A 14,086-nucleotide genomic window follows, 5' to 3' on the forward strand; every position below is an offset into this window, starting at 1 on the left:
GGGTTCTAAAATTCTTTTGAAGCAGGTGCGTCCTTCTTCCAGTTACAGCGTCATAATTATTATTTCTTAGATTTATAATATACATTAATATATATGTATTATGTTTTATAAGGCTATCTTTAATAATGTGACATTTCAAATAAAGAAAATATCATTTAAATTAATTAAATACCTTTTTTGGTAAACGTATTTCGTTTATGAAAGAAATAAAAATACTAATAGCTAATTCTAACCATTTTGATTTTGCCCCAGAAATTTGTGAGGTAATTTCAATATCCGCTCAGGTAAGAGGAACGGGTATTGCAAAACGTACTCCAGAATATATACAAACAAAAATGAAAAATGGAAACGCTATTATCGCTTTATCAGATGGTAGTTTTGCTGGATTTTGTTATATAGAAGTATGGGGACATGAAAAATACGTGGCACATTCTGGATTAATAGTGCATCCTGATTATAGAAATCAAGGTTTAGCAAAGAAGATTAAAGAGTTTACATTTAATTATTCTCTTAAAAAATATCCGACATCAAAGATTTTTGGAATCACAACAGGATTAGCGGTGATGAAAATAAATTCTGATCTTGGTTATAAACCAGTAACTTTTTCTGAGCTTACCGATGACCCAAAATTCTGGGCAGGTTGTCAAACTTGCACAAATTATACAATTCTTAAATCTAAAGAACACAAAATGTGTCTTTGTACCGGAATGTTGTATGATCCTTCTAAAGAGCACAAGAAAAAGGAGAAATGGTTTAATAAAATGATATTAAACAGATTAAAAAATATAAAGCAAACAATGCTTACAAATAATAAACAGTTATTGTTATGGAAAAAGTAGTAGTAGCATATAGTGGAGGATTAGATACTTCTTATTGCGTTAAATATCTTATTCATGAAAGAAATCTGGATGTACACACAATTTTAGTGAATACAGGTGGTTTTACGGAGAAAGAATTAGAAGAGACAAAAGAACGAGCTCATGAGTTAGGAAGTTCTTCTCATGTGAATAAAACCATCTTGAATGAGTTTTATCAAAAAGCAATTAAATATTTGATTTTTGGTAATGTTTTAAAAAACAACACCTATCCTCTTTCTGTAAGCGCAGAAAGAATTTTTCAGGCAATAGAGGTCATAAACTATGCAAAAGCCGTTGGCGCAAAATATATCGCTCATGGTAGTACTGGTGCGGGTAATGATCAGATTAGATTTGACGTTATTTTTCAAACATTAGCACCAGAAATTGAGATAATTACTCCTATTAGAGATTTAAAACTTTCACGTCAGGAGGAAGTAACATTTTTAGAAAAACATGGAGTGCATTATAGTTGGGAAAAAGCGCAATATTCTATAAATAAAGGAATTTGGGGGACTAGTGTAGGCGGTAAAGAAACACTTACCTCTCATAGTTCATTGCCAGAGAGTGCGTATCCTAGTCAGTTACAAAAGGATAAAGAAGAAACAGTAATTCTTAATTTTGAAAAAGGAGAACTCATAGGTTTAGATGGTGTAAAAGATTCTCCTGTCACTAATATTCAGAAATTAGAAGAATTAGCAAGTGCTTTTGCTATTGGTAGAGATGTTCACGTAGGAGATACTATTATTGGAATTAAAGGAAGAGTGGGATTTGAAGCTGCTGCACCTATGGTAATCATTAAGGCACATCACTTATTAGAAAAGCATGTATTGACAAAATGGCAACAATATTGGAAAGAACAATTAGCTAATTGGTATGGAATGTTATTGCATGAAGGTAATTATTTGGATCCCGTAATGCGAAATATAGAAGTGTTTTTAGAGGATTCACAGAAATCAGTAACTGGAAATGTCATAGTCAAATTAAAACCATATCACTTTACATTAGAAGGGATTGAGTCTGATTTTGATATGATGAAGTCTGATTTTGGACAATATGGAGAAATGAATAATTCTTGGACATCAGAGGATGCGAAAGGGTTTATAAAGATCTATGGAAATGCAAATAAAATTTACCATAACGTTAATCCAGGTGAAAAATGATTAAAGTTGGAATTATTGGAGGATCGGGATATACAGCAGGAGAATTGTTGAGATTATTAGTGCACCATCCTGAAGTTGTTATTGATTTTGTGTATAGTACGACCAATGCCGGAAATCCGGTATCAAAGCAGCATACAGACTTAATAGGAGAGATTGATATTGATTTTTCTAATTCAGTGAACTATGATATAGATGTGTTATTCTTATGCTTGGGTCATGGAAGGTCAAGAGCTTTTTTAGAAGATACTCATTTTTCTGAAAATGTAAAAGTAATTGATTTAGGAAATGATTTTAGGCTAAAAGATGATCATTGTTTTTCTGGAAGATCATTTATTTATGGCCTGCCAGAATTACAAAAGGAAGCGATTAGATCTGCAAAAAATATTGCAAATCCAGGGTGTTTTGCTACAGCGATACAATTAGGGTTATTACCATTAGCCGCTTCTGGTAAACTTATGGATACGGTACATGTAAATGCTACTACAGGAAGTACGGGGGCAGGAGTAATGCCGGGTAGTACTACACATTTTAGTTGGAGAGATAATAACTTCTCAAGTTATAAGGTATTTACGCATCAACATTTAGGAGAGATTCAGGAAAGCCTTTTGCAATTACAAGAGGATACTCAATCTTCAATTTTCTTTATCCCGAACAGGGGGAATTTTAGTAAGGGAATCTATGCAACCATGTATACTAAATATGACGGGACAGAAGAAGAAGCTAAACAACTATACACAGCATTTTATCAAGATGCTAAATTCACGTTTATTTCTGATGAAGAGATTTATTTGAAACAAGTGATAAATACTAATAAATGTATACTCCATATCAGTAAAAAGAACGGAATGTTATTGGTAACATCTATTATTGATAATTTGATAAAAGGAGCATCAGGGCAAGCAATTCATAATATGAATTTAATGTTCGGGTTAGAAGAGCAAACAGGATTAGCATTAAAAGGAAGTGCTTTTTAAGGAAATAGAGGGTATTAGAATAAAACGAATTAAGTTTTATCATAGTAATTGGTAATTCTTGACAGTTTTGGATAAATAAAATAGAATAAGAAATGAACAAAATAACGATTATAGGTGGTGGTAATCTTGGAAAATCTATAATTTCTGGATTGGCGAGTAGCGATTTATTTGAGGCAAAAGATATTACCGTTGTAGATAAATCAAAATATAATTTAAAAGAAGTTGAAGAAAAACTTGGCGTATCTACTTCACAAAATATTGAAGCATCTATAAAAAATGTGAAGTGGCTGATACTTTGTGTACAGCCAAGGCAATTAGATGATGTTTTAAAAGAGATCAAAGATATCGTTACCGTTGATCAGATATTAATCTCTACAGTTACAGGAACTTCTATTGAAGAAATTAATAAAACAGTTCCAAATAATAAGGTCGTTAGGGTGATGCCAAATACGGGTGCATCAAAAAAACTTTCTATGACCTGTATTGCTGCTAATGAAGACGTAAAAGAGGAATTAGCGACTGTGGAGAAAATGTTTAATACTATTGGAGAAACGTTACTAATAGAAGAACGATTAATGCAGGCTGCCACAGTTTTGGGTGCCAGTGGGATAGCATTCTTTTTACGGTTTTTGAGAGCAATGATTCAGGGTGGTATTCAGATGGGGTTTCATCCCCACGAAGCGCAGATTATTGCAGTGCAAACTGCCATAGGGGCAGCGACCTTAGTAGCTGAAAATGGAACGCATCCAGAACGTGAGATTGATAAAGTTACCACTCCACAGGGATGTACTATAGAAGGATTGAATGAGATGGAACATCAGGGATTAAGTTCTTCAGTGATCAAAGGAGTGATGGCTTCTTATGAGAAAATAAATACGATAAAATAATTGCTTGTTTTTAGTTATCTGTTAATTCCATTTTACAGATACCCAATTACAAACAATAAACAACCAATATTATGAAACTATTTGATGTATATCCACTTTATGACGTAGAACCTGTTGCAGCTGATGATTGTATTGTTATTGATAAAAATGGAACCGAATATCTGGATTTGTATGGAGGTCATGGAGTAATATCTATTGGTCATTCGCATCCTCATTATATCAAAAGATTGAAAGATCAGATGGATAAAATTAGCTTTTATTCTAATGCTGTTCAGAATAGTTTACAATCAGAATTAGCTATTAAGTTAGGGCATATGTCTGGATATAATAGTTATCAGTTGTTTTTGTGTAATTCTGGAGCAGAAGCTAATGAAAATGCATTAAAACTCGCATCTTTTTATACTAATAAGTCCAGAGTGATCGCATTTGATAATGGATTTCATGGTAGAACTTCTGCTGCAGTTGCCGCTACTAATAATCTTAAAATTAATGCACCTCTTAATAAACAACAACACGTTACTTTTTTACCATTAAACAATTTAGAATTGGTGAAGGAAGAGTTAGAGAAAGGGGATGTTTGCGCAGTTATCATTGAACCTATACAGGGTGTAGGAGGATTGGATCAGGGAACGACTGATTTTTTTAAAGGCTTAGAAAGCTTATGTAAAGATAATAAGGTAGTACTGATACTTGATGAAGTACAATCTGGATATGGAAGATCAGGTAAATTCTTTGCCCATCAACATCATGGGATAACACCAGATATTATTTCTATAGCTAAAGGAATGGGAAATGGTTTTCCAATCGGGGGTATTATGATTGCCCCTCATATAAAACCGTGGTATGGGATGTTGGGTACTACTTTTGGAGGGAATCACTTATCATGTGCAGCAGCATTGGCGGTTTTAGAAGTGATTGAAACAGAGAATTTGATTGATAATGCAGCACTTACCGGAGCATATTTTATTTCTCAGGCAACTAGTTTACCTGGAATAAAACAGGTAAAAGGAAAAGGATTAATGCTTGGTGTAGAATTTGATTTTGAAGTAGGAGAACTCAGGAAAAAGTTAATTTATAAAGAACATATTTTTACAGGAGGAGCCATGAACAAAAAACTTTTAAGAATACTCCCGCCATTAACGGCTGGAAAAAAAGAAATAGATCAGTTTATTAACTCCTTGAAAACCGTATTAGAATTAGAAAAAGAAGTAAATGAACTATGAATTTATGACTTGTAACAGCACTCTTTACTTGCAAAGTGTGTCTATTAGAACAGAACAGTTTTTTAAAGGAATGCATCATACTACATCGCAAATAGAAGATAATTTTGAACAAAAAAGCTTGCATTTGGTTTGTAGAAATAATAAACAGGTTTTAAGGAATGGGTAGCTTACAATTTTATCAATAATGAAGGAGTAATTTTTAAAAAGGCAGTCGCTGGAGATTTTAAAAATAAAGGAATAAGAAAAGAAATTGTAAAACATCTGATAGAAGATTGTAAAAATAAAAATGTGAAGAAGATGTTGTTAAGTGCTAAACAGACAGTGATTAGTTTTTAAACAAAATTCGGATTTAGAATCAAAGGAATTAAAAATTCTTCACAAAAAACTGGAAGCATATACCAGTAAATGAAACGTATATTATAACAATGAGTATAACATTAAATATATCACAAAGAAACGCCGTGTTACAACGAATGGTGACACTAGTGGATCAGGAAAGAGAAGCTATTATAGCTGCTAATCTGAAAGATATGCAGGCTTACAAGGATGAGGATTTAGCAATGAAGGATCGACTTAAAGTAGATCAAACTAAGATTGATGGGATGATTTTATCATTAAAGCAGTTATCACATCAAAAGGATCCCGTGGGAGTAGAACGATTCAGTTTTATGCATGATAATGGGATGCAGGTATATAATAAAACAGCCTCTTTTGGAACCATCTTGATTATATATGAATCAAGACCAGATGTAACTATTGAAGCAGCGGGAATTGCTTTTAAATCCGGAAATAAAATTTTATTAAAAGGAGGAAAAGAATCTTTACATTCTAATCTTGCAATAGTAACATTATGGCATCAGGCTTTAGAAGAAAATAATATTGCTACTGATTGGGTGGAATACCTGAATTATAACAGGCAAGAAACACAAAAGTTTTTAGAAAAACCAACACAGCGGGTAGATTTAATTGTTCCCAGAGGAGGAGAAAAACTTATTGATTTTGTCAAAAAACATGCAAGCTGTCCGGTAATTGTGAGTGGTAGAGGTAATAATTTTGTGTATGTTCATAGTGAAGCTGATAAAGAGTTAGCGTTAAATAATATATTGAATGGTAAAACAGATAAAATTTCTGCTTGTAATGCGGTAGATAAAGTTTTGATTGATAGTAATTTACCGAATAAAGATGATCTTGTTGAAAGTCTTATTATAGCATTACAAAAGTATAATGTTCAGATCTTGGGTGATGATACGATATCGGGATATGATGGAGTAGAAGGGATATCAGGAGATGAAATTTGGTACCAAGAGTTTTTAGATTTTAAAATAGTTATTGGTGAGATAGAAAATTCTCAGGAAGCAATTACAAAAATTAATACGTATAGTGGAGGTCACTCTGCTGTTATCATTACACAGGATCAGAAAGTTGCGGATACTTTTATGGCTTCAGTTGATTGTGCAGCTGTCTATCACAATGCATCTTCCAGATTTACAGATGGTTTTGAGCTTGGACTAGGAGGAGAGTTAGCGATAAGTACGGATAAGTTACATCAACGTGGTCCTATCGGATTGCAGCATCTTGTAACTAATAAATGGTATATACATGGCAGTGGACAGATCAGATAAAAAGAGGATTGTACTGAAGCTTGGGTCTAATGTTTTGACAAAGCAAACCGATCATATTTCCAGAGGAAAGATAGAGGATATTGGTCGCCAGATTGTTGCTCTACAGCATAAGTATGAGTTTGTGATTGTAAGTTCTGGGGCGATAGCTGTAGCAAAACAATTTGTCAATTTAGAGAGCAATGGTAAAGAAATTAATGTAAAGCAAGCGCTGGCTTCTATTGGGCAGCCGCATTTGATGCGTATTTTTCAAGAGAGTTTTAGAGATCTTGGCTTATTAACATCGCAATGTTTATTGTCGTATTCTGATTTTGAGAGAGCACAGTCTAAAAACAATATTGTTAATACTATTAATGTACTGGTAGCTAATAATTACATCCCTATTATTAACGAAAATGATACGGTAGCTACAGATGAGATTCAGTTTGGAGATAATGATAAATTGGCTGCATTGACGGCTTCATTACTAAATGTAGATTTGTTATTGATTGCCACAAATACAAATGGAGTTTGTACTAAAGAATCTGTTGAAAATAATACATATGAGACAATCAATCAGGTAGAAAATATAGATGCTTTAGAAAATGAGATTGTAACTTTAACATCGACGCACGGTACTGGTGGTATGAAGTCTAAGATAGAAGCTGCCAGAATAGCACAGCAATCCGAGATAGAGACTTGGATTGTTAATGGATTAAACGATAATTTTGTGGTAGACGCTATTGAAGGTACGATAGCTATCACAAAAATAATCAAAAACGATATAGGTACTATAAAAGAATAAAATGAAAAACTACTTTTCCATTCAAGATATTGATTCATTAGAACAATGGGTAGATGAAGCTATTGAGATGAAAAAAACACCATTAGCAGATAAAAATTTAGGTACAGATAAGACAATTGGTCTTTTGTTCTTTAATCCTAGTCTTCGTACCCGTTTAAGTACTCAGAAAGCAGCATTGAATCTAGGGATGAATGTAATTGTAATGAATTTTACAGGTGAAGGGTGGTCGTTAGAATATGGAAATGGAACCATCATGGATCAGAATACTTCTGAGCATGTAAAAGAAGCAGCACAGGTAGTTTCTCAGTATTGTGATGTGCTAGCAATCAGAGCATTTGCAAAACTGGAAAACAGAGAAGATGATTATCAGGAAAAAGTGCTTAATAGCTTTATGAAATATGCGACAATTCCGATTGTAAATATGGAAAGTGCTACAGGTCATCCATTACAAGCATTAACAGATGCAATTACTATAAAAGAACATAAAAAAACAAATAAACCAAAGGTTGTACTATCATGGGCACCACATCCTAAAGCCTTACCACAGGCTGTTGCAAATTCTTTCGTAGAGATGATGCAGCAAATGGATGCAGATTTTGTAATTACCCACCCGGTGGGGTTTGAGTTAGCCAGTCATATTACCAATGAGGTGCCTATTGATTACAACCAGGAAAACGCATTTAAAGATGCAGATTTTGTATATGTAAAGAATTGGAGTTCTTATACGGATTATGGTAAACCACTTACAGATGATTCTTCCTGGAAAATTACAGAGAATAAAATGAAATTGACAAAAGATGCTAAGTTTATGCATTGCCTTCCTGTGCGTAGAAATGTTGTAATTGACGACGCAGTCATAGATAGTGAAAACTCAATAGTCATAAAGCAGGCTAATAATAGAACATATGCGGCACAGTTAGTTTTAAAAAAGATTCTAAAAAATATCTGAGTTTTGTCAATAAAAACGGAGGTAAAGATCTGGATATACTGATTTAATATTGTAAGTATGAAGAAGAGAAAAATATTAGTAGCTAAGATTGGTGGTAATATTATAGAAGATAAAAAAGCATTAGTTTCGTTTTTAGAAGATTTTGCTAGAATTGAAGGACCTAAGGTTTTAATTCATGGAGGAGGTAAGTCTGCAACACAATTAGCTTCTAGATTAGATGTTAAGACAGAGATGATTGATGGAAGAAGGATTACATCTGCTGAGAATTTGGATATTGTTGTGATGACCTATGCCGGGGTAATAAATAAAAAAATAGTTGCTGAATTACAAAAAAATAATTGCAACGCCCTTGGATTAACTGGAGCTGATGCGAATGTTGTTTTAGCAGAGAAAAGAGCTGTTCAATTTGTTGATTACGGATATGTAGGTGACGTTATACAAGTAAATGCTGAAGTGATTAATGGATTTATAGAACTAGGGATTACACCTGTCTTTTGTGCTGTAACGCATGATGGAAATGGTCAGTTACTGAATACAAATGCGGATACAGTTGCGTCAGAAATAGCTGCTTCTTTAGTTAATTTATACAACGTTTCTTTATTTTATTGTTTCGAATTACAAGGGGTTTTAGAAAATATTAATGATAAAAATTCTATAATAGAATATATTGATTCAGAGAAATATGCAAAACTTACTGAATCAGGAGTTATTGCGGATGGGATGTTGCCAAAACTTCAAAATTGTTTTGATGCACTTCATAAAAATGTAAATACTGTTCATATTGCTAATGCCAGTTTTATAAAAGATAAGAATATAAAGCATACGACGCTAAGTTTATAAATGATGATAGAAAAACTAACACAGGAGGCGATCAAACTTTTGAAAGCATTGATAACTACTCAATCATTTTCTTCTGAAGAAGAAGAAACTGCGTTATTGATCCAGCAGTGGTTTACTGAAAGGAATATTGCTTTTGAAAGAGAACATAATAACATATGGGCGTATAATAGATATTTTGATGATAGTAAACCGACTATCTTATTAAATTCTCATCATGATACTGTAAAACCAAATGGTAATTATACTAATGATCCACTTCATGCTTTTGTAGAAAACGGTAAATTATATGGATTAGGTAGTAATGATGCTGGTGGATGTCTTGTTTCTCTGATTGCTACATTTACATATTTCTATGAACGAGAAGATTTAGCATATAATTTTGTGATAGCAGCATCGGCAGAAGAAGAAAATAGTGGTCCATTAGGATTGAAAAGTATATTAAAATATCTTAAAAATGTTGATTTTGCTATTGTTGGAGAACCTACATTAATGCAGTTGGCAATAGCAGAAAAAGGACTTTTAGTATTAGACGTATCGGTACATGGAACTGCCAGCCATGCAGCTCATCCTAATGATGATAATGCTATTTATAACACATTACAAGTTATTGATTGGTTTAGAACTTATCAAATGGAGCATTATTCTGAAGTGTTAGGTAATGTAAAAATGACTGTGACACAAATACAAGCAGGAAAACAACATAATGTAGTACCTTCTCATTGTGACATAGTTGTTGATATCAGAGTGAATGATAAATATAGGAATGAAGAGATTTTAGAGATTGTCAGAGAGGCGATGCCAGCTCATGTAGAGGTAAAACCAAGATCATTACACTTAGGTTCATCATCTATACCAAAGGATCACGCTGTCGTGCAATCTGGTATTTCGTTAGGAAGAACAACTTATGGGTCGCCAACATTGTCGGATCAATCGGTACTAAGTTGTCCATCGCTAAAATTAGGACCCGGAGACTCGACCAGATCACATTCAGCCAATGAGTTTATCTTTATAGATGAAATCAAAGAAGGAGTTGCATTATATATTAAGATTTTAGAAGGAATTGTATAAATTAGTAGTAAGAGTTTAATATCAAGTATTAAAGACAATAAGATGAAACTTTGGGATAAAGGATTACCAACAGATCAAAAAATAGATATGTTCACTGTAGGTAATGACAGACAGCTTGACTTAGTAATAGCTAAATATGATGTGAGAGCTACGCTGGCGCATGCCAAAATGTTACATAGTATAGAATTACTTTCTGATGAGGATATTTTAAAAATAGAAAATGAATTAAATGATCTTGCCAAAGAAATTAAAGAAGGAACATTTATAATCGAAGATCAGTTTGAAGATGTGCATTCTAAAATAGAATTTGTACTTACAGAAAAAATTGGAGATGCAGGAAAACGAATTCATACAGCCAGATCTCGTAATGATCAGGTATTAGTTGCTATGCATTTATATTTAAAAGATGAATTATCAGAGATCAAATCTCAAGTTAAAGAATTATCTTATGATTTATTGAAATCTGCAGATAGATATAAAGAGGTTTTACTTCCTGGATATACTCATTTGCAGATTGCGATGCCATCATCTTTTGGATTATGGTTTTCTGCATATGCAGAGAGTTTTGCTGATGATTTATATTTTTTAGAAGCTGCATTAAAAGTAGTAGATCAAAATCCACTAGGAAGTGCAGCAGGTTATGGTAGCTCGTTTCCGATTGATAGAGAGTTTACAACAAAAGAATTAGGCTTTACTACATTAAAATATAATGTCGTAGCAGCCCAGATGAGTCGTGGTAAATCAGAGAAATCTACGTCATTTGCAATGAGTAGTGTGGCTGGAACCTTATCAAAGTTAGCTATGGATGTGTGTTTATATATGAGTCAGAATTTTGATTTTATGAGCATACCATCAGAATTCACTACAGGCTCTAGTATCATGCCTCATAAAAAAAACCCTGATGTCTTTGAACTGATTAGAGGGAAATGTAACAAGATACAGGCATTACCTTATGAGTTAAGTCTGCTTACAAATAATTTACCTAGCGGATACCATAGAGATTTGCAATTACTGAAAGAAGGTATAGTACCAGCTATACAGGACTTAAAAGCCTCTTTGGAGATGGCAATATATGCATTGAAAAATGTTAAAGTAAATAATGATATTCTAAATGATGATAAATATGACTATTTATTTAGTGTTGATACCTTAAATGAACTGGTAATGAAAGGAATGTCGTTTAGAGATGCATATGTTAAAATAGGTGTAGATATAGAAAACGGAAATTATAAACCAGAGAAGAATACAACACATACTCATATTGGTAGTATTAACAATTTATGTCTTGATGAGATTAAAGAAAAATTGAAGCATTTTAATTGAGTATAAGTTGAGTTAGTTTAATTTTTAGCTTCAATCTAGATCCCCGAAGGAGTAGTTAACCATCGGGGATTGTTTTTTCTATTGCATAAAAGTTTTAATGTCCGAAACCACATTAATATGATGTCTGAGGTAAGCAAAAAGAATGAATAAAATGATTATTGCTACAGAGAATCCTAATAGATTTCCGTTTTTATTACTAGCTACTTTTTTAGAAGTTTTAAGATAGGCAGAGGAGATTTTTTTAGTATATTTAGAGACAAATGCAAAAGCAGGAGCAAAAATTAAAATGACAATTACCATGTCAATGAGTACCATTAAATAGCCCTGTTCATGGATATGTTTTTTTACATATTTAATCACAAATTCATTAATCAAAGTAGCAGAAAGAACTGCAATTGCGTAAATAGCAAATTTAGTAAGTTGTCTTTTATTCATCAAAGTGTAACTAATTTGGTTAGTAAAAGTAAAAAATAGCCTTTTAAAATCAATTGCTTCAAAATTAATTTTAATAAATAAGATTAATTTTTATAGTTTAAATATTATTTTCTACCTTAGTTTAAAAGGTGTTAACTAACGTATCCCAGGATTGATCAATATCTGTTTCAGCTTCTTGGGTATTCTTTTTAATATTCTTGTTTTATATACGTAACTAACTAATTAATTACATATCGATATGATAAAATTATCCTCCTCAATTTATGCAATTCTTTTAATGATTTCTGTACATATCTCAGCTTTTGCTGACACTTTTGTAGTCACATCTCAAACAGAATTTAATACAGCACAATCCGGTGCCGTAGCCGGCGATATTATAGAATGGCAATCAGGCACCTATAGTAATATCGTAATGAATGTAACTAAAGATGGTTTAATAATAAGAGCTCAGGTGGCTGGAGATGTAATATTTAATGGAAGTTCGAGAATGAGTATTACTGCAGATGATTCGGTAATAAGTGGGTTTCAGTTTGTAGGTGGTAATATTGGATCAAGTAATGTGATATCGATCGAAGCCGAAGATGTTGATTTTACGGATATTAATATTGCTGACTATACTTGTTTTAAATATTTAATAGTAGACGAAAATTCAAGAAATGTTGATATTTCCTATTGTAATTTTGAAAATAGAGTGAATTATGAAGATCAAAATATTCTTTCTATACTTGTAGATGATACAGAGCCCGGATATCATACGATTCGTTATTGCTCTTTTAAAAATTTTACTGACGATGACGGAATGGATATAGGTGATGCTGGTGTTGAGCCTATCAGAATAGGAGTTAGCTCACAGAGAACCTTCATTAGCAGATCTATTGTAGAATACTGTTATTTTACACAGTGTAATGGTGATGGAGAAATTATTTCCAATAAAGCAAGACAAAATGTTTATAGATATAATACGTTTGACAATAATCCGAATGCAGAATTGGTACTACGTCATGGTTCTGAGAATACAGTATATGGTAATTTCTTTCTTAATGGGTTGGGAGGTATCAGAATAAGAGAAGGTAAGGATCATTTTATATTCAATAATTATTTTAGTGGATTAACATCCAGATCAATATATCTAAATGATAATGATGGCGATTCTACAGATGATCGATTAGATAGAATTACCATTGCTTACAATACTTTTATAGATACAGAAGAGGTTCGATTAGATGCCTCTGGTACAATGCCTACGACAAATATAACACTAGCTAATAATATTTTCACTCAACCTATGGATGACCATTTTAGAGACGCTACGGGTACTGAAACCTGGATAGGAAATATTGCCTTTGGTTCTTTAGGCATTGTTACTCCAGCTTCTGGAATTACCGTTGTAGATCCAAAAGTTGAAATTAATTCTGAAGGATTCTATGGTCTTGCTTCTGATAGTCCTGCTATTGATGCGGCTCAGACAGGATATACTGCAATAGCTTCATATACAGGGTTAGACATAGATGATGACATCCTTTTTGATTTAATGAAAGAAGCAAGACCAGCAGCTATTACATCAAAGGATATAGGTAGTGTAGAGTTTCCACACACTGCCATAATCCAACCTATCGCAACAGCCAGTAATACAGGACCTTCTTATTTTAATCCTTTATTATCTGTTGACACTCCGGTTAATGTATCTACGCCGTCTATGTATATGGGAGTTTTTCCTAATCCTAATACAGATAATATTAATGTAATCATAAAAAATGATCAGGCAGTATGGTTAGAATTAATACTATTTGATAGCACAGGAAGAAAAATAAAAACTTTGACAGATGCATCATTAGCTCCTGGAGAAAATACAATACAAGAAAATGTATCAAAAATACCATCAGGGATTTATCTGATTCAGGCAAATACCAGAGAGCTAGCTTCTGATAAACAAGAAACGCAAACAATGCGATTTATTAAGAAATAGA

The 14,086-nt window shown here is 32.8% G+C and carries 14 protein-coding genes; 13 read left to right on the forward strand and 1 reads right to left on the reverse strand.

Going from position 1 to position 14,086, the window contains the following annotated elements; all coding sequences use genetic code 11:
- The first annotated feature begins 197 nt into the window (after window positions 1-197).
- From ABD816_RS13845 to argH, 12 genes are all read left to right on the forward strand, one after another.
- The gene (locus ABD816_RS13845; RefSeq protein WP_344928335.1) at window positions 198-839 is read left to right on the forward strand and encodes a GNAT family N-acetyltransferase; all 642 of its coding nucleotides are present in this window, start codon (window positions 198-200) and stop codon (window positions 837-839) included.
- Window positions 827-2,017 carry an argininosuccinate synthase gene (locus tag ABD816_RS13850; protein WP_344928337.1) on the forward strand — a complete coding sequence of 397 codons (1,191 nt, stop codon included), beginning with the start codon at window positions 827-829 and terminating at the stop codon, window positions 2,015-2,017. The genes ABD816_RS13845 and ABD816_RS13850 overlap by 13 nt, the downstream gene beginning before the upstream one ends.
- Window positions 2,014-2,991: an N-acetyl-gamma-glutamyl-phosphate reductase gene (gene argC / locus ABD816_RS13855; protein ID WP_344928339.1), complete on the forward strand. Its 978-nt coding sequence runs from the start codon at window positions 2,014-2,016 to the stop codon at window positions 2,989-2,991. Before ABD816_RS13850 ends, argC begins: the two co-directional genes overlap by 4 nt.
- 92 nt (window positions 2,992-3,083) lie before the next feature.
- Entirely contained in the window at window positions 3,084-3,878 is a 795-nt protein-coding gene (proC, locus tag ABD816_RS13860) for a pyrroline-5-carboxylate reductase (RefSeq protein ID WP_344928341.1), read from the forward strand.
- A gap of 71 nt (window positions 3,879-3,949) precedes the next feature.
- On the forward strand, window positions 3,950-5,101 hold the full coding sequence (locus ABD816_RS13865; protein ID WP_344928343.1) for an aspartate aminotransferase family protein: 1,152 nt from the start codon (window positions 3,950-3,952) through the stop codon (window positions 5,099-5,101).
- A 177-nt stretch (window positions 5,102-5,278) separates the two neighbouring features.
- The gene (locus ABD816_RS22315) at window positions 5,279-5,437 is read left to right on the forward strand and encodes a GNAT family N-acetyltransferase (protein WP_425549119.1); all 159 of its coding nucleotides are present in this window, start codon (window positions 5,279-5,281) and stop codon (window positions 5,435-5,437) included.
- 89 nt (window positions 5,438-5,526) lie between these two features.
- Window positions 5,527-6,723 (forward strand): glutamate-5-semialdehyde dehydrogenase, encoded by a 1,197-nt coding sequence (locus tag ABD816_RS13870; RefSeq protein ID WP_344928346.1) that lies wholly within the window; start codon window positions 5,527-5,529, stop codon window positions 6,721-6,723.
- Window positions 6,701-7,504, forward strand: a complete 804-nt coding sequence (gene proB, locus ABD816_RS13875) for a glutamate 5-kinase (protein WP_344928348.1) — start codon at window positions 6,701-6,703, stop codon at window positions 7,502-7,504. The genes ABD816_RS13870 and proB overlap by 23 nt, the downstream gene beginning before the upstream one ends.
- 1 nt (window position 7,505) lies before the next feature.
- The gene (locus tag ABD816_RS13880; RefSeq protein WP_344928350.1) at window positions 7,506-8,453 is read left to right on the forward strand and encodes an N-acetylornithine carbamoyltransferase; all 948 of its coding nucleotides are present in this window, start codon (window positions 7,506-7,508) and stop codon (window positions 8,451-8,453) included.
- Window positions 8,454-8,510: 57 nt separating this feature from the next.
- Window positions 8,511-9,293: an acetylglutamate kinase gene (gene argB, locus ABD816_RS13885; RefSeq protein ID WP_344928351.1), complete on the forward strand. Its 783-nt coding sequence runs from the start codon at window positions 8,511-8,513 to the stop codon at window positions 9,291-9,293.
- 3 nt (window positions 9,294-9,296) lie between these two features.
- Window positions 9,297-10,361, forward strand: coding sequence for a M20 family metallo-hydrolase (locus ABD816_RS13890; RefSeq protein WP_344928353.1), 1,065 nt, complete (start codon window positions 9,297-9,299; stop codon window positions 10,359-10,361).
- A gap of 42 nt (window positions 10,362-10,403) precedes the next feature.
- The gene (gene argH, locus ABD816_RS13895; RefSeq protein WP_344928356.1) at window positions 10,404-11,684 is read left to right on the forward strand and encodes an argininosuccinate lyase; all 1,281 of its coding nucleotides are present in this window, start codon (window positions 10,404-10,406) and stop codon (window positions 11,682-11,684) included.
- Between the two features lie 78 nt (window positions 11,685-11,762).
- On the opposite strand, the gene ABD816_RS13900 is transcribed toward argH, so the two are convergent.
- The gene (locus ABD816_RS13900) at window positions 11,763-12,119 is read right to left on the reverse strand and encodes a hypothetical protein (RefSeq protein WP_344928357.1); all 357 of its coding nucleotides are present in this window, start codon (window positions 12,117-12,119) and stop codon (window positions 11,763-11,765) included.
- Between the two features lie 238 nt (window positions 12,120-12,357).
- Here ABD816_RS13900 and ABD816_RS13905 point away from each other — a divergent pair, with 238 nt between their 5' ends.
- Window positions 12,358-14,085: a chondroitinase-B domain-containing protein gene (locus tag ABD816_RS13905; protein ID WP_344928360.1), complete on the forward strand. Its 1,728-nt coding sequence runs from the start codon at window positions 12,358-12,360 to the stop codon at window positions 14,083-14,085.
- Window position 14,086 lies beyond the last annotated feature (1 nt).

The sequence above is a fragment of the Aquimarina addita genome, from assembly GCF_039539305.1.
Taxonomy (GTDB): Bacteria; Bacteroidota; Bacteroidia; order Flavobacteriales; family Flavobacteriaceae; genus Aquimarina; species Aquimarina addita.

Coding starts and splice junctions, on each gene's coding strand:
- ABD816_RS13880 (WP_344928350.1), top strand. CDS start 7,506: ATGAAAAACTACTTTTCCATTCAAGATATTGATTCATTAGAACAATGG.
- ABD816_RS13870 (WP_344928346.1), top strand. CDS start 5,527: ATGAGTATAACATTAAATATATCACAAAGAAACGCCGTGTTACAACGA.
- argC (WP_344928339.1), top strand. CDS start 2,014: ATGATTAAAGTTGGAATTATTGGAGGATCGGGATATACAGCAGGAGAA.
- ABD816_RS13845 (WP_344928335.1), top strand. CDS start 198: ATGAAAGAAATAAAAATACTAATAGCTAATTCTAACCATTTTGATTTT.
- ABD816_RS13890 (WP_344928353.1), top strand. CDS start 9,297: ATGATAGAAAAACTAACACAGGAGGCGATCAAACTTTTGAAAGCATTG.
- argH (WP_344928356.1), top strand. CDS start 10,404: ATGAAACTTTGGGATAAAGGATTACCAACAGATCAAAAAATAGATATG.
- ABD816_RS13865 (WP_344928343.1), top strand. CDS start 3,950: ATGAAACTATTTGATGTATATCCACTTTATGACGTAGAACCTGTTGCA.
- proC (WP_344928341.1), top strand. CDS start 3,084: ATGAACAAAATAACGATTATAGGTGGTGGTAATCTTGGAAAATCTATA.
- ABD816_RS13850 (WP_344928337.1), top strand. CDS start 827: ATGGAAAAAGTAGTAGTAGCATATAGTGGAGGATTAGATACTTCTTAT.
- ABD816_RS13900 (WP_344928357.1), bottom strand. CDS start 12,119: ATGAATAAAAGACAACTTACTAAATTTGCTATTTACGCAATTGCAGTT.
- argB (WP_344928351.1), top strand. CDS start 8,511: ATGAAGAAGAGAAAAATATTAGTAGCTAAGATTGGTGGTAATATTATA.
- proB (WP_344928348.1), top strand. CDS start 6,701: ATGGCAGTGGACAGATCAGATAAAAAGAGGATTGTACTGAAGCTTGGG.
- ABD816_RS13905 (WP_344928360.1), top strand. CDS start 12,358: ATGATAAAATTATCCTCCTCAATTTATGCAATTCTTTTAATGATTTCT.